Below are 16,254 nucleotides of genomic sequence, written 5' to 3' on the forward strand. Positions count from 1 at the left end.
CGTGTGCCGCGGGACGGCACGTATCCCGGCGAACCGGGCGTACTCCTGTCCCGGTGTGGACCGTTTCGTCGGCAGGACAGCGGAGTTACGCCGTCTGGAGTACGCCTGGCGCGACGCCGCGAGGGGGCGCCTGGTGGCGGTGACCGGCCCGGCCGGGGTGGGCAAGACGCGGCTGTGCGAAGAGGCGTCCGAACGCGCGCGAGCGGCGGGACTGCGCGTGCTGTGGGGGCGCTGCTGGTCGGACGGCGGCGCGCCGGCGCTGTGGCCGTGGCAGCCGCTGCTGGCCGAGCTGTGCGGTCCGCGCGGCGCGGAGCTGTTGAGCTCGGACGCGGAAACCGTTGACCCGGAACGGTTCTCGCGGTTCCAGGCGGTGAGCGACCAACTGGCCCGTTCGGTGGAGGGGAGGCCGACCATGCTGGTGATCGACGACCTGCACGCGGCCGATCCGGGGGCGCTGCTGCTGACCCGGTTCATCGCCAAGGCGAGGTTGCCGCTGGTCCTGGTCGTCACGCAGCGACATGCGATCACCGACCTCGGCGACGAGGCGTTGCCGATCACGCTGCGCCCGTTCGACCTCGACGAGACGCGTGATTACCTTGTCACGCACGGGATCGAGCGGCTCGACGCGCCGCTGACCGACACCATCCACCGGTTGACCGACGGCAGCCCGCTGTTTCTGCGGCGGCTGCTGGCGCTCGGCGCGGCCGACTTCGTCGGCGGGCTGCGGGAGGCGATCGACCAGTCGTTCGCCCAGCTCACGCCCGAAACCGTGCGGTTGTTGGCGACGAGCGCGATCCTCGGCGACTCCGTGTCGTCGGCGGAGGCGGCGGCGTTGCTGGACGTGCGGGCGGCGCAGGTGATCGACACCGTGGACTGTGCCGTGCAGGCCGGGCTGGTGACCACCGGCGGCACGGATTCGTTCGAGTACAGCCATGATCTCGTCCGGCAGGCGGCGTTGTCGCGGCTCACCGCGGCGGAGCGGCTGGATGCCCACGCCCGCGCCGTCGACATCGTCGGCCACAGCGCCCGCAAGGCCCATCATGCGATCAATGCCGCACCGCGGTCGCCGGCGGACGCCCGGCGGGCGATCGAGGTGTGCCGGTCGGCAGCGGCGACGATGGTGCGCCGGTTCTCGTACGAGCAGGCGGCATCGTTGTTGGCGCAGGCCGCCGCCTACGGCGAGCCGTCGGCGGAACTGTTGCTGGAGTGGGCCGACGCCGTGCTGGCATCCGGCCGGTTGGCCGAGGCGCGGGTGCTGTTCGACCGGGCGGCCGATGCGGCGCGCGACGAGCACGATCCCGTGCTGTACGCGCAAACGGCGCTGGGGTTGGGCGGCATTTGGCTCAACGAGCGCCGCGATCAGCTGGAACGGCATCGGATGCTGGGCGCGCAGCGGAAGGCGCTGGCCGAGCTGCCGGAGCACGAGGTGGCCCTGCGCTGCCGGCTGGAGCTGCGGCTGGCGGCGGAGCTGGTGTACAGCGGCGGCCCCGTCGCCGAGGTGATCAAAGCGGTGGACGAGATCCGGCAGCTGAACGACGATCGTGCGCTGGCGGAGGCGTTGTCGCTGTGCCATCACGCGTTGTTGACGCCCGAGCACGTCCGCGAGCGGCTGTCCATCGCCCGGGAGCTGATGTCGGTTGCGGCCGCCGCCGGTATCGACATCCTTGCCCTGCAAGGACTGTGCTGGCAGACCGTGGACCTGTTCCATCTCGGCGACCCGCGGGCCGAGCGGTCGCTGGCCGAGCTGCGGACCCGGGTCGACATGCTGGATTGCCGCAGCGTCAGGTTCATCGTCGCCGCGCTGGACGTGATGCTGCTGATCAGGGCCGGCCGGCTGGCGGAGGCCGAGGAGCAGGCGGAGCGGTGCCTGGCGCTCGGCAACGAGGTCGGCGACGCGGATGCCGTCGCCTACTACGGGGCGCACCTGTTGGCGATCCGCTGGCTGCAGGGCCGTGGCGGCGAACTCGTCGATCTGGCCGAGGACATGGCCAACTCGCCGACGTTGATCGAGGCCGAGTTCACGTTCCGCGCGACCGTCGCGCATCTCGCCGCCGACGCCGGCCGGCACGACCAGGCCCGATCGACGCTGGCCCGGCTGACCGCCGCCGGGCTGGACGCGCTGCCGCAGTCGAGCACGTGGCTGTCCGGGATGCTGGCGATCGTCGAGGCCGCGGCCTCGCTCGGCGACGCGCACGTGGCTCGGCAGGCCTACGACCTGCTGCTGCCGTTCGCCGACCTGCCCACGATGCCGTCGCTGGGCGTGGTGTGTTTCGGTGCCACGGAACGGACTCTGGGCCTGGCCGCCGCCACCTTCGGCGACCTGGACCTGGCCGCGGAGCATCTGCGCCGGGCCGTGGCGGCGAACCTGCGGCTCGGCAACAAGCCGATGACCGCCGTCAGCAAGGCCGACCTGGCCACCGTGCTGCGCCGGCGCGGCGATCACCGTGCTGCCGAGGAGTTGCTGGACAGCGCCGTGAGCGACGCGACGGTGATGGGGATGCGCCAGCGGGCCATGGTGTGGGCCGCCGCCCGGACGTCCCGGCACGTGGCGATGCGCCGGCGGGATAACCGGTGGCTCGTCGGCTTTCCCGGCCGGGAGGTGCTGGTCGAGGACCTGATCGGCATGCGGCACCTGGCCCGGCTGCTCGCCCACCCCGACGTGTCGATCCCGGCCGTGGAGTTGGCGCACGGCGGCGCGGAGCTGTCGTCCGAGCAGTCCGTTCTGGACGACCAGGCCCGGGCGGCGTACACCGCCCGGGCGCACGAGATCGCCGAGGAGATCCCCGACGCCGACCCGGCGCGGGCCGAGGAGCTGCGGCGGGAACTGGACGCCCTCGCCGCGGAACTGGACGTCACCACCGGGCTCGGCGGCCGCAGCCGCGCCTTCACCGGGCCCGCCGAACGCGCGCGGACCTCCGTGCGCAAGGCCATCAAGCGCGCGGTCGACGTCATCCGCGCCGCCGACCCGGAGGTGGCAGCCGTGTTGGACGGCACGATTTCCACCGGCTACCAGTGTGTTTACACGCCGGACCGCTGACCCGTTGGGGGTGGCCAGCGGTCCGGCGACCGCCTAACCGATGTTCGTCGCGAACAGGTGCAGCCGCGCGTTGCTCGGCAGGCTGATCGAGGCGACCTGCTTGCCCGCGGTCAGCGGAATCGAGCTCGCGTAGAGGCTCACCGGGTGATCCGCCGGCAAGGTGCTGCCGGCCGGGCGGTTCCAGTGCGGGGACGTGACCACCAGGGTGCAGCCAGGCACCGCGGCATTGCTGTACCAGTCGGCAAAGGTGATCGTGCCGGTGGACGTGGTGCCGTCAGCGTAGGTGACTGTCACCGATCCGGATTGTGTGCCGTTCGTACCAGTGCCGAGGAACGACAGGGTGCTCCCCGAGCCGGTGAGCTGCACCAGCTGTCCGGCGGTGGTGACGGTGTCGGCCTGCCCCGCCGGCACCGCGGGCCAGGTGAAGCCGCCGACCGTGGCACCGGGAGTCACACCCACGGTTGCCAGCGCTTGCGCCGAATAGCTGTAGCCGGAGCCGTCCAGATTGCCGGCGGCCGGGTTGGCGTCGTCGCTGACGCCGACATCGGTGTAGGCGGCGGCAAGGTTCTGGTACGCAACCTGCACGGTCGCCGAGCCGTCACCGGGCGAGGTGCGGTCGGAGCCCCGGTATCGAGTGCTGCCCTTCAACGTCGCCGAACCAGGCTTGGCGTCGTTGGGCACGGTCACCGACCAGGTGGTCGACACCGACCGGCCGGAGCGGACGACCCGGAAGTTCGCCGGCGACTTGGGGGTCGCCTTCCAGCCGTCCGGGACGCTCAGCGAGCTGACGGCGTCTCGGACGTCCTCGGTGGCGCCGTTGGTGAACGTCGTCGTCACGGACAGCGTGCCGCCGCCAAGAGCCGACGCGGGGGCGTTGACCTTGGTGTAGCGCGGGCCGGAGGTGCGGTCGACCCGGAAGCTGTCCGACAGCGGCAGGTTCCGCGACGAGTCTCCGATGTGGACGGTGTACTTGCCGGCGCCGAGCGTCCATTCCTGGGCATCGGTGTTCCAGTACGACGCGTCCTGGGCGCTGAGCTCGAAGGTGACCCGCCTGGTCTGCCGCGGAGCGAGCTCCACCTTCTGGAAACCCTTGAGCTGGTTGGCAGGTTCACCGACGGAAGCCGGGGCGGACAGGTACAGCTGCGCCACCTCGGCACCGGACCGCCTACCGGTGTTGGTGACGTCGGCGCTGACCCGGATCTTGCCGTTCTCCCGCAGCGTGGAGCCGTCCACGTGCAGGTGTGAGAACGCGAAGCTGGTGTACGACAACCCGTAGCCGAACGGGTAGGCCGGCGTGAGGTCCTTCGCGTCGTACCAACGGTATCCGACGTTCAGGCCCTCGGAGTACTGCACCTGGCCGCCGGTTCCGGGCCACTGCGCGGCGGTCGACGCCGGCACCTGCTCCAGCGAGGTCGGGAACGTGACCGGCAGCTTGCCGGACGGGTTCACGTCGCCGTACAGCAGCCGGGCGATGGCGTTGCCCGACTCCTGGCCCGGGTACCACGCCTCGAAGACGCCCTTCACCTTGTCCAGCCACGGCATCGTGACCGCGGACCCGGTGTTGAGCACGACGATGGTGTTCGGGTTGGCCGCGGCGACGGCCGAGATCAGCTGGTTCTGCGTGCCGGGCAGCTCGATGTCGCCCAGGTCGCTGCCCTCGGTCTCGAAGTCGTTGGCGTACACGATCGCGACATCGGACTTGGCGGCCAGTGCGACGGCCTCGCCCTGCAGGTCCTGGTCCGGTTGCGCCCAGCCGAGATTCACGGTCGCGTCGCCGCCGGACTGGTAGTAGTCCACCTCGATCTGCGCGGGCGTGCCGGCGGTCAGGTCGACCGTGGCGGTCTCGGTGTGGCTGGCCTGGTCCCGCCAGTTGTCGATGACCTGCTTGCCGTTGACGAACAGCCGGCTGCCGTCGTCGCTGGACAGGCCGAAGGTGTACGTGCCGGTGGCCGGCGGCGTGAGCGTTCCCGTCCACTTCACCGAATAGTTCGTCGTGGACAGCCCGGACGCCGGCGACTTCCCGGTCCAGTCGAAGGAAACCGTCGGGTCGGTCCGGGTGGCGGCGGGCGTGCCGTCGAGGGTCTTGTTGGTGAAGTACTCCCCCTGCAGGCCGTGCCCGGCGCCGGACGGTGGCGTGAGGTAGGAGCTGTCGATCGCCGGCAGCTGCCCGTTGGAGCTCAGGTTGCCCTGCGCGTACTGGACGTTCGCGGTGGAACCGGCCCGGGCCTTGATGCCGTCGAACGGCGTGACCACGCCCGTTCCGGCGACGACCGCACTGCCGCCGCCGGCGGTGAGGGCGTCCTTGCCGGCCCCGTCGCCGATCACGGCGATCGAGTGGACCTTCTTGGCGTCCAGGGGAAGCACGTTGTCCTGGTTCTTCAGCAACACCACGCCGTCCTCGGCGACCTTGCGCGCGGTGGCCACGTTGGCCGGCGTCGACGCGACCGCGGTGGGCGTGTCCGGGGACGGGTGGTCGAACAGCCCGAACCGGAACTCCTCGCGCATGATCCGGGCGACCATGTCGTCGACCCGGCTCTGCGCCACCTTGCCGCTCTGCACGGCGGCCTTCAGCGCGTCGCCGAAGTAGGTGCCGTCGGGCATCTCCATGTCCATGCCGGCGTTGGCCGAGGCGACGGTGCTGTGCGTGCCGCCCCAGTCGGAGGTGATGAAGCCGTCGAAGCCGAACTTGTTCTTCAGGATGTTGTTCAGGTACGCGTTCTCGCAGGCGAAGACGCCGTTGATCGCGGAGTACGAGCACATCGCCGAGGACGGCTTGGCCTGGTCGACGATCGTGCCGAACGCGGCCGTGTAGATCTCGTGCACGGTCCGGTCGTCGACGATCGCGTTGTCGGTGATGGTGTTGCGGTTGGTCTCCTGGTTGTAGACCGCGTAGTGCTTGACCTGCGCCATCACGCCCTGGGACTGGATGCCCTCGATGTCGGCGGCGCCGATCTGCCCGGTGAGGTACGGGTCCTCGCTGTAGCTCTCGAACGCCCGGCCCCAGCGCGGGTCGCGCACGATGTTGACGGTCGGCCCGAGGTCGACGTCGACGCCCTTGGCCTTGTCCTCGGCGCCGATGACCTGGCCGTAGCTGTGGGCCAGACCGGAGTCGAAGGTCGCCGCGAGGTCCGCGGCGGCGGGCAGCTGGGTGGTGTCGGCCATCCGGACGCCGACCGGTCCGTCCTGCATCTTCAGCGCCGGGATGCAGAGCCTGGTATTGCCGGGGATGTAGCCGGTGTAGGCGGAGCCGGCGGCCCCGTGCACCATGGTGATCTTCTCGTCGAGGGTCATCTTCCCGAGCACCCGCGACACCTTGGCGTCGACCGGCGCATGGGAGCCCACCCAGGGGCACGCCGGGTCAGGGCCGGAGTCCGGCGCGGCTGCCGCCGTGACCGGGACGGCTGTGCCCAGCACGAGCACGGCGCCGACCGCTAATGCTCTTCGCAGTTTCCGCATGAGGCCCCCTTGCCTGCCGCGACCACGTTCGCTGAATCGTTCTTACGACGTGGATCGGCGGCAGACAAGGCGGCGCGACCGACTTGTCCGGAACCGGTCACGGTACCGGTCCCGGTCACCACTTCCGGTGGCAGGCGAAGTGGGCGGCGTCCACGAGCGAGTCACGGCCGTGCGCCGCCATCGGCACCTCGTCCAGGGCGCTGACGGCCTGCGCCACCAGCGCGTCGATCTTGCACTCCAGTTCGTCGACCGCGCCGCTGCGGACCAGCAGCGAGCGGACCGTGGCCAGGTCGATGTCGTTGGCCTCCAACCGGGTCAGCAGCTCACGGTCGCGGCCGGTGGCGCGGGTGCGGACGATGTCCAGCAGCCGGGTCGCCTTGTGGTGCACGATGTCGCCGCCGACCGGTTTGCCGGTCTCGGCCTCGTCGCCGAAGATGTCCAGCAGGTCGTCGCGCAGCTGGAAGGCCTGGCCGACGGCCCGGCCGTAGGTTCGCAACTGCGAGGAGATCTCCATTCCGCGCGGGGCCAGCGCCGCGCCGATCAGCAGCGGGCCCTCCACGGTGTAGCTGCCGGTCTTGAGCAGCGCGGTGCGGGCCGCGATCTCGCTGTTGAACTCGCCGGACGCCGTCGTCTCCAGGTCCAGGTACTGACCGTGCATCAGCTGGGTCGCCGACCAGTAGAAGGTGCGCAGCGCGTGCCGCGGCAGCATGGTGGCCAGTTCCGTGCACATCAGAAAGGCGAAGTCCCCCAACAGGATCGCCATGTTCTCGCCGTAGCGCTTCGGGCAGCCGCGCATCCCCAGCGCGCGGTGCCGTTCGGCGAACGTGACCTGCAGCGTCCGCATGCCGCGGCGGGTCGGCGACTCGTCCATCACGTCGTCGTGGACCAGGGCGAAGGTGTGCAGCATTTCCAGCACCGAGCCCGCGTCGATGGCACAGTTGTCGTCGGGGTCGCCGCCGCCGGCCACGAACGCCCAGTGCACGAAGGCCGGCCGGATGCGTTTCCCGCCGGCCAGCGCCATGCCCCGTAGCTCCGACAGGCCGAACATGCTGGGACCGATGCCGTCCACCAGGGCCCGCTCGAACAGGGCGGACAATTGCTGGTCGACCCGGCGGCGGATGCGGTCGAGGTCGGTCTGGAAACGGTCGAGCGTGGCTAACTGGTTCACCCTTGCCTCCACGACTAGAGACTGGCTACAGCGACGCGACACAGGTTCGGACAATTCGAGGACGACCGCCCCCGACCACGTATTCGGAACTATTCCGACGAGATCCCCAGGGTTGTGCTGGCGAAAGCTATTACAGCGGTGTGCACCCCGCAAGCCGGTCGGGGTATCCACGTCCGCTGTGCGGTGCCCATAATTACCTACCGAGAGGGGCGCATACGCCACCCAGACTGGGTAAACGCATAGTTGTGCGACCCCAGGGGGTACACCCCCTGTTTCCCCAGCGTATGCCATACCCCCTGCTTCGGCGGCATCGAGGTGACGAAGGACCCGGGTCACGCCGCCGAACGCCGGAAGGCACTACCGAAAAAAGAAGGCCGGACCGCGCTAACTATACGCACGTACATACATCCCGCGAGTCCCGCCCAGCGTCACACCGAATCCCGCCGCGGCGCACATTCGAATGCCACATGACCGTCGTTGTCGCCGCCACGGGCCACATCCGGCCGCATGTGGCCGAACTTCGGTGGGCGGCGCGGGGGCGGAAAGCGGGGGTTCGTGCCTAAGATCACCGGCATGGCGAGTGTGGAGCCGCAGGCGGTGCTGACGCCGTTGACGGAAGCGGCGATCTTCCTGGTGGCGACGGTCGCCGACGGCGGCGAGCAGGACGTGCGTGACGTGCTGGGGGACGTCGCCGGCATCACCCGGTCGGTGGGATTCCGCATCCCCGACGGCGGCCTGACCTGCGTGGTGGGCATCGGCTCGGACGCCTGGGACCGGCTGTACCCCGGCATCGGCCGCCCGCGGGGCCTGCATCCGTTCGTGGAGCTGCGAGGGGCCAGGCACACGGCCCCGGCCACGCCGGGGGACCTGCTGTTCCACATCCGGGCCCGGCGCATGGACCTGTGCTTCGAGCTGGCGGACCGGCTCACCAAGAGGCTGGGCGAGGCGATCACCGTCGTGGACGAGGTGCACGGGTTCAAGTACTTCGACCGGCGGGACCTGCTGGGCTTCGTGGACGGCACGGAGAACCCGACCGGGAACGCGGCCGCCGCGGCGGTGACGATCGGGGACGAGGACCCGGACTTCGCCGGCGGCAGCTATGTGATCGTGCAGAAGTACCTGCACGACATGACGTCGTGGAACGCGCTGGCCACGGAGGAGCAGGAGCGGGTGATCGGCCGCACCAAGCTCGGGGACATGGAGCTGGCCGACGACGTGAAGCCGGCGGACTCGCACGTCGCGCTGAACACCGTGACCGACTCCAACGGCGAGGAACTGGAGATCCTCCGGGACAACATGCCGTTCGGACGGGTCGGCAGCGGCGAGTACGGCACCTACTTCATCGGCTACGCGTCCACCCCGGACGTCATCGAGCTGATGCTGCGCAACATGTTCATCGGCCGTCCCGAGGGCAACACGGATCGGGTGCTGGACTTCTCGACCGCGGTCACGGGAACGCTGTTCTTCGTGCCCACGGCCGATTTCCTGGAGGACCCGCCCGAAGCCGAACCGGTCGAGGAACAAGAACCGGTGACGTTCTCGCTGCGCGTAGGAAGCCTGAGAGGGAGTCAAACACTGTGAACAACCTGCACCGGGAACTCGCGCCGATCTCCGAGGCGGCGTGGGCCGACATTGAGGCGGAGGCGCGCCGCACCTTCACCCGCCACGTCGCCGGCCGCCGCGTGGTCGACCTGGTCGGCCCGGCCGGCGAGACGCTGTCGGCGGTCGGCACGGGCCACCTGCGGCAGCTGGACCTGGCCCCGGACGGCGTGCTGGTGCGCTGCCGCGAGGTGCAGCCGATCGTGGAGATCCGGGTGCCGTTCACGGTCAGCCGCCGCGCGGTGGACGACGTGGAGCGCGGAGCGAAGGACGCCGACTGGGATCCGGTGAAGGACGCGGCCAAGCGGATCGCGTTCGTCGAGGACCGGGCGATCTTCGAGGGCCTGTCCGGCGCGGGCATCGCGGGCGTGCGGGCCGCCACCACCAACGACGCGCTGACGCTGCCGTCGGACGTGCGCGAGTACCCGAACATCGTCGCGCAGGCGTTGAGCGCGCTGCGGCTGGCCGGCGTCGACGGCCCGTACACGCTGCTGCTGTCGGCCGACGACTACACCGCCGTCGAGGAGACCACCGACCACGGCTACCCGATCCGCGAACACCTCTCGCGGGTGATCAAGGGCGGCGACATCATCTGGGCGCCGGCGATCAACGGCGCGTTCCTGCTGTCGGCTCGCGGTGGCGACTACGAGCTGCACCTCGGGCAGGACCTGTCCATCGGCTACCTCTCCCACGACGCCGAGAGCATCCAGCTGTACTTCCAGGAGTCGCTCACGTTCCAGGTGCACACGGGCGAGGCCGGAATCGCCCTGCAGCACGGCTAGATCAGCTGGCGGCGGTGCAGGTCGTCCACGATGGCGTGGACGACCGGCGCCGTCTCCGCCATCGCCGAGTACTCGTCGTACGTGTGGTACCCGCACTCGGCGATCTCCGAGCTGGCCGTGGGCTCGCCGGTGAATTCCCCGAAATAACAGGTGATCCGGACCTCCGTGCCCGGCGGCTGGCCATGTGCCGTACCTTCGAACACGCCGTACGGCCGGACCGTCTCCGGCAGCAGCGCGCAGCCGGTCTCCTCGGCCACCTCCCGGGTCAGCGCCGCCAGGTCCGTCTCCCCCGGCTCGTACTTGCCGCCCGGCAGGTAGAACGCCTTGCGCCCGTGGGTGCGCACCAGCAGCACCCGCAAGTCCCGGACATGCACCAGCGCCACGGTCTCGATCACCCAATAGACGCTACCGGCCCCGGCGACTGGCTGTCGCCGGGGCCGGCACGCGCTCAGCCGCTAGAAGAAGGCCAAGCCGTGACCGTCCGTGCGGTGGAAGAACCCGTCAGTGGTCTGGTAGATCCCGGTTCTGTTCGCCTCCGCGCTGCCATAGGTGGAACGACTCGGTCCTCGCTGCGGGCCGAGGTTGTACGACGGCCTCCGCACCGGCGGACCGGCCACCCGCTGACCCCTGATCCGCTCGGCCGTCTCCGTGTCGACGCAGACACACATGCCGCTGGAGCTGCACCAGTTGTTGTCCAGCGGATCCGGCACCTTCTGCGCGCACGGCAGCGCCGCGGTCGGGCCGGGATCGATGCAGCTGTCGGCCACCATACCCTCGGCGACGGTCCCCATGCCGGCGAGGTTGGTGGCCCCGCTCAGCGCGGCGTGGTCCTCGGCCACACCCGCCAGTTTTCGCCCGGCCCCCATGTCGCGGGGGTAGATGGCCGCCGCGTCGTCGTGGATGTTGTTGCCGAGGCTGCCGTGCGCGGCGGACGCGCCGCCCAGCGCCAGGCCGACGGCGTCGACGCCGAACAGCAGGTCCTGTTTGGTCGTCGACAACCCGGCCTTCTCCCGGGCCCGCTTCTGCTCCGTGAGGTCCTTCATGTCCCACACGGTCAGGCCGGTGCTGGCCACCGCCAGTCCCATCGCGATCGCCGCCGGCCAGGTCGCCGGAATGCAGATGGCGAGCATGCCGAGGCCGATCGCGGCCAGGCCCTTGTTGTTCTTGACCTGGTTGTACACGTAGCTCGCGCCGGAGGCCACGGCGCTGCCCACTGCCTTGGCAGCGGTGCCCACCGCCGATGTGACGCTGTTCCACGCGCTGGACAGCCAGTTCTTGCCGGACGGATCCATCTTGCTGATCGGGTTGTTGTCGGCGTAGGTGTAGCCCTGCAGCTGCTGCGGGTCGGTCAGGTCCATCTGCGGGTCGACCGACAGGAACCGGCCCAGCGTGGGGTCGTACTCGCGGGCGCCGAGCTCGGTCAGCCCCACCGACTTGTCGATGGTGCCGCCGACGAATCCCTTGTCACCGGGGAAGTCCACCGCCCCGCCGCGGGGTTCGCCGAACGGCGTCTGCCGTCGCTGGGTCACCTTGAGCGTGTTGCTGTCGATGGAGATCTGCGCGGTGCCCTGGTGGTCGGAGGCCAGCCAGGTCAGGCCGGTGTGGTCCCGCACGGCCACGGTCGAGCCGCCGCACTGGTAGTACCGCGTGGTCGTGACGGCGCCGGCCGTGGTCAGCTGGAGCTCCTGGCCGTCGAGGAACAGCGTGCTGCCGGTGGCGTCGCGGCGGATCAGCCGGGAGCCGTCGGCGTCGTACACGAACTCGGTGACGTCGCTGCCCTGCGTGACCTTGGCCAGTCGGCCCTCGCCGTCCCACACCAGCTGCTGCGTCGTGCCCGGCAGCTCCCGGGTGATCGTGTTGCCGGTGGCGTCGTAGACGAACTTGCTGGTCTTCGGGCCGCCCGGGCCGGTGGTGGACACCGAGGTCAGGCTGTGCCCGGCGGCCGGGAAGGCGCCGGTGCTGACGGTGTCGCCGGCGGCCGCGTGCTGCGTCTCGGTGAGCCGGTTGCCGATCTTGTCGTAGGTGAAGGACTGCCAGTACGGCGCCGGGCCGGTCAGCCCGGCCGCCGTGGGAGCCGCCGAGCAGTCCCCGGCCGGGGTCCACGCCTCGGTGATCCGCTGCTGGTAGTCCAGCGTGAAGCACTGCACGTCGGCCGGCTTGCCCTGCGGCGTGTCGGCGATGGAGGTGATGTTGCCGGACTTGTCGTAGCTGTAGTGCACGTCCGACTGCATCGGCGACGGGACCTCGGCGTCGACGATGGCCCGGGTCAGCCGGCGGGTGTGATCGTCGTAGTAGTTGGACAGCCACACGCGCTTGCCGGTGTCGCCCAGCTGCGTGCGCGCGACCTCGCCGTAGCGCGTGTACTGCGTGTCGGTGACGTAGTCGGCCGTAGCGCCGTCGAGGCCGCCGGACAGCGTCGTCAGCTGGGCGAGATCGTCGTAGCCCAGGGTGAGCGACTCGGCCGGCAGGTCACCGGCCGCGGCGTAGCCGTAGCCGGACAGCGTTCCGTCCACATTGTACTTGCGGCTGGTGGTGTACGTGCCGGCCAGCGCGCCTTCCGAGTCCGGAATGGTGATCTGCGTGCTGATCGCCTTGTCCAGCGCGTTGTAACCCAGCACGGTCGAGGTGTAGGCCTTGCCGTTGACGTAGCGGGTGCTGGTCGCCGGCTGGCCCTTGCCGAACGGCGCGGTGTCGTAGGTCCACTGCGCCTGGATGGTCCCGGTGGCCGAGCCGGTGCGCTCGGTCAGCTTCCGGCCGAGCTTGTCGTAGTCGTAGAACAGGCTGGTGCCACGGGCATCCGTGCTGGACAGCAGCTCGTTGGCGGCGTCGTAGGTCATGGTCGACGTGCCCTTGTCCACGTCGTCGTCCCGGGTCTGGTTGCCCCGCAGGTCGTACGACCGGCGCCAGGTGTTGCCGGCGGGGTCGGTCGTGGTCAGGAGCTTGTCGTTGGGGCCGTAGGTGTAGGTGGTGACGTCGTAGTCGCCGGTCGGCACGTTGCCGTGGTACTGGCGCAGTTCGACCGTGTGCCCGCGGGCGTCGGTGATCGCGGTGCTGGCCATGCTGCCGGTGGGCGGCGAGACGGTCACCCGGTCGCCGTCGTAGGAGTTGACCGTGCGCCAGATCTCGTCGGCGCCGCCCTTGACGATGTCGGTCGCCTCGCGGTCAGCACCGTCGTACAGGGTCACGGTCTGCTGCGGAACGTCCACATCGGACGCCACCCACAGTTTGTCGTCGACCGGGGCGTCGTTGAAGTACGGATGCGTGGTCTTGTAGGTCCGGCCCTGCGAGTCGTACTTCGTGTCGGTGATGAGCCGACCGCCGCCCGTCGCGGGAGACTGCGTCTGCCGCAGCCGAAGCAGGCCGTCGTACAGCTCGTTGCTGACGGTGTAGTTGCCGTTGGGGCCCAGCGTCGAGGTGGTGACCACGCTCGGCGCGTCGTTGTGGTAGGCGTAGGAGAACTTCACGTTGCCGCTCTGGCTGGCGCGGGACCGGTTCGGGTACCACACCTCGGTCTTGTTGCCGAGCGCGTCGTACGCGGTCTCGGTGACCCGGCCGTTCTCGTCGACCTGCTTGGTCTGCTTGCCGGACACCGTGTCGTAGCTGGACGTGATGGCCTGGCCCAGCGGGTTGGTCACCACGGTCTGCGTGAGCGGTCCGCCGGTCGCCGGGGTGTAGGCGGTGGTGGTCGTGCGCCCGAGCGCGTCGGCGGTAGCGGTCTTGCGGCCCATGGCATCGAAGGCTGCGGTACCCGAGGTGATGTAGACGGCCCCCGTGGCGGGATAGCTGTCGAGCACCTCGGTCTTGGTGACGTCGCCGGCGCTGGGCGCGGTGCCGAAGGCGTTGCCGTCGTACGAGTTCCGGGTGCCGGAGACGGCGTTGTCCGGGTACTTGGCCGTCGCAGTGCAGGCGACTGACACCGTTTCCGTCTGGGACGGGTAGGAGATCAGCCACTTGTCGGTGTTGCGGGCGTAGGTGGTGCGGGTGCACCGGTCGTCGGCGGCGGTGGCGACGTCGCCCAGGTCGTTGGTGGAGACGACCTGGCCGAGGTCGTCGTAGCCCAGCTCGGTCCTGGTCGTGCGCCAGCCGCCGGCGGACAGCGCGGCGTAGCTCACGGTCGTGCCGGTCTTGACGAGGTACGCCTTGAGGTTGCCGCGGGTGGCGGTCGGTCCCTGCACGGACGGCGTCATGACGGACTTGGACACGATCTGCTCGCTGGTGCCGTTGTGGGCCTGCGACTCGTACTCGAAGCCCTGCAGCCAGGCGTCGTCCTTGCGCACGCCGCCCTCGGAGTCGGTGACGGTGACCGACCGGGCGCCGGTGGGCAGGTGGTCGCCGTCCATGCCGCGGTAGAACCGCTGCTCGGTCATGGTCTGCGGACCGGCCGGGTCGTCGGCCTTGCCCTTGGTGATCCGCACCCGGCCGTAGCCGCGGAACTCGTTCCAGTTCCGGTCGGCGTCCTTGGTGAACTCGGAGGTGTCGTACGCCCACGCCGCGCCGTCGAGGTAGGAGTAGCTGGTGACGTCCTCGGTGTTCGCGGCGATCATGTCGGATTCGGCGACCTGCGCGACGACGTACTTGTTGAAGTAGTCGGTGCGCTCGGAGAAGTCCTTCTTGGCCCACTTCGCCGGATAGCAGCGCTGGGTGTTGGTCTCCGGCTTGGCCGGCAGGGTCGTCGGCGAGCAGTCCGGGTCGGCGTAGGTGATGGTGGTGACGCCGCCGGTCTCCGAGACCACGGCCGTCACCCGGTACCGCAGCAGCGGGCCGAGACCGTCCACCTTGTCCACCCGGTTGGGGAACTTGGTGCCCTCGAAGCGCACCGACGGCAGGGTGATCGGGGTCAGCCCGTGGGCCTTGCCGGTGTGCGTGATGGACTTCAGCCACAGCGCGGGCTTCTCGCCGTCGCCGCTGGCCGGGAACTGCTGGTCCAGCGTCCACGACTCGACGTCCTGATAGGACGATCCGGCCAGCACCTGCGTGGTGACCTGGGACAGCCGCTTGGTCGACCAGAAGGTCGGCGAGTTCTTGTCCTTGCAGGTGGCCGTGTCGCACTTGTCGTCCCAGGCGACGTCCGGCCAGTTGTCCTTCTTGTCGGGCGTGCAGTCACTGCCGGGAACGCAGCGGTCCGCGCTGGTGAACACTACCCGGTCGGTGGCCTGCGCCCCGGAGCCCTCACGAAGACCGTACAGGGCCTCCTTCAGGACGCCGCCCCGGGTGTACGAGGCCGCCGCGTCCTGGTTGTTCAGGCCGTAGGAGTTGGTTTCCTTGTCGTAGTCGTACTCGATGACGTTGCCGTGCCGGTCGATCACCTTGTCCAGGTTCCACCGCCACGCCTGCACGCAGTGCGAGTCGGCGAAGGCCGCGGCGTGGCAGGGCTCTCCGCTGTCGTTGCCGAACACCGGGACGGTCCACGTGGAGTTCGACTCCGGCCGGGACCCGAACAGGTACTGGGTGCCGTCGACGGTGGTGATCTTCCACGACTCGCCGTCGTTGTCGCCGTTGGCCGTGCCGGTCAGGCGCTCGATGCGCGACCCGTCGTCGGTCTTGTTGCGCCAGGCCCCGGTCTTGTCGTCACGGATGAGCTGGCCGCCGCCACCGCCGTAGGAGGCGAAGGCGTTGTCGCTACGCCAGCACAGGTCGCCGACCTTGACCGGCGTCGTGTCGCCGGCGCACGGGATGTAGCTGCGCTCGATGAACCCGACCGACAGGTCCCAGCCGTCGCCGATCCACGACGCCTGGTTGTTCGTGGCACTGGTTCGACCGTCCACACTGGACGATGTGTAGCCGATGGCGAGCTTGGGGTCGAGCTGCCCGGCCGACGGCGGCACGCGCAGCGGGTAGGACCAGCTGAAGTCGCCGGTCTGCGCCGAGACGTCCCACGACGCCGACGGGGACAGCGGGCTGGCCTTGTCGGTGCCGCCGCCGTCCACCGTGCCGGTGCTGGCCGGTTGGTTGCCGTGCAGCTCGCTGCTGGTCGCCTGATCAGCCGGCCGGCTGCCCATCTGCTGCTGGCTGACCGGGGTCGACGGGGTGCCCGGCAACGGAACGGACGGCTCTCCCGCCCACGCCGCGGTCGGCGTGAGCAGCGAGAGCATGGTGGACACGAGCGCCACGGGCAGCACGCCCGCGACGACCCGGGTTCTTCTTCGCATGAATCCCCCTGCTGACGGTGCGGCGCCGGGACCAACGGGGGTGGTCCCGGCACCGCGGCTCGG

Annotated in this window: 7 protein-coding genes; 3 read left to right on the plus strand and 4 right to left on the minus strand. The window is 70.0% G+C overall.

What is annotated here, in order from left to right; translation table 11 throughout:
* The first annotated feature begins 55 nt into the window (after nucleotides 1-55).
* Nucleotides 56-3,037 carry an ATP-binding protein gene (locus tag BJ998_RS01815; protein ID WP_184857881.1) on the plus strand — a complete coding sequence of 994 codons (2,982 nt, stop codon included), beginning with the start codon at nucleotides 56-58 and terminating at the stop codon, nucleotides 3,035-3,037.
* Nucleotides 3,038-3,070: 33 nt separating this feature from the next.
* On the opposite strand, the gene BJ998_RS01820 is transcribed toward BJ998_RS01815, so the two are convergent.
* Nucleotides 3,071-6,493, minus strand: a complete 3,423-nt coding sequence (locus tag BJ998_RS01820; protein ID WP_184857883.1) for a glycoside hydrolase family 3 C-terminal domain-containing protein — start codon at nucleotides 6,491-6,493, stop codon at nucleotides 3,071-3,073.
* Between the two features lie 115 nt (nucleotides 6,494-6,608).
* Nucleotides 6,609-7,661, minus strand: coding sequence for a polyprenyl synthetase family protein (locus BJ998_RS01825; protein ID WP_184857885.1), 1,053 nt, complete (start codon nucleotides 7,659-7,661; stop codon nucleotides 6,609-6,611).
* A gap of 573 nt (nucleotides 7,662-8,234) precedes the next feature.
* Between BJ998_RS01825 and BJ998_RS01830 the strand changes: the two genes are divergently transcribed.
* Together BJ998_RS01830 and BJ998_RS01835 are read left to right on the plus strand one after the other, a co-directional pair.
* Nucleotides 8,235-9,242 carry a Dyp-type peroxidase gene (locus BJ998_RS01830; protein ID WP_184857888.1) on the plus strand — a complete coding sequence of 336 codons (1,008 nt, stop codon included), beginning with the start codon at nucleotides 8,235-8,237 and terminating at the stop codon, nucleotides 9,240-9,242.
* A complete protein-coding gene (locus BJ998_RS01835; RefSeq protein WP_184857890.1) occupies nucleotides 9,239-10,042 on the plus strand; it encodes a family 1 encapsulin nanocompartment shell protein in 804 nt (267 codons plus the stop codon). Before BJ998_RS01830 ends, BJ998_RS01835 begins: the two co-directional genes overlap by 4 nt.
* Here the strand turns inward: BJ998_RS01835 and BJ998_RS01840 are convergent.
* Nucleotides 10,039-10,437, minus strand: coding sequence for an NUDIX hydrolase (locus BJ998_RS01840; RefSeq protein ID WP_184857892.1), 399 nt, complete (start codon nucleotides 10,435-10,437; stop codon nucleotides 10,039-10,041). The two genes, BJ998_RS01835 and BJ998_RS01840, sit on opposite strands and share 4 nt — an antisense overlap.
* A gap of 60 nt (nucleotides 10,438-10,497) precedes the next feature.
* Nucleotides 10,498-16,191 (minus strand): RHS repeat-associated core domain-containing protein, encoded by a 5,694-nt coding sequence (locus BJ998_RS01845; protein WP_221337843.1) that lies wholly within the window; start codon nucleotides 16,189-16,191, stop codon nucleotides 10,498-10,500.
* Nucleotides 16,192-16,254 lie beyond the last annotated feature (63 nt).

The sequence above is a fragment of the Kutzneria kofuensis genome (assembly GCF_014203355.1).
Lineage (GTDB): Bacteria > Actinomycetota > Actinomycetes > Mycobacteriales > Pseudonocardiaceae > Kutzneria > Kutzneria kofuensis.

What these genes read in the sequence shown, in the direction of transcription:
- BJ998_RS01845 (WP_221337843.1), bottom strand. Translation starts at nt 16,191, where the DNA reads ATGCGAAGAAGAACCCGGGTCGTCGCGGGCGTGCTGCCCGTGGCGCTC.
- BJ998_RS01820 (WP_184857883.1), bottom strand. Translation starts at nt 6,493, where the DNA reads ATGCGGAAACTGCGAAGAGCATTAGCGGTCGGCGCCGTGCTCGTGCTG.
- BJ998_RS01830 (WP_184857888.1), top strand. Translation starts at nt 8,235, where the DNA reads ATGGCGAGTGTGGAGCCGCAGGCGGTGCTGACGCCGTTGACGGAAGCG.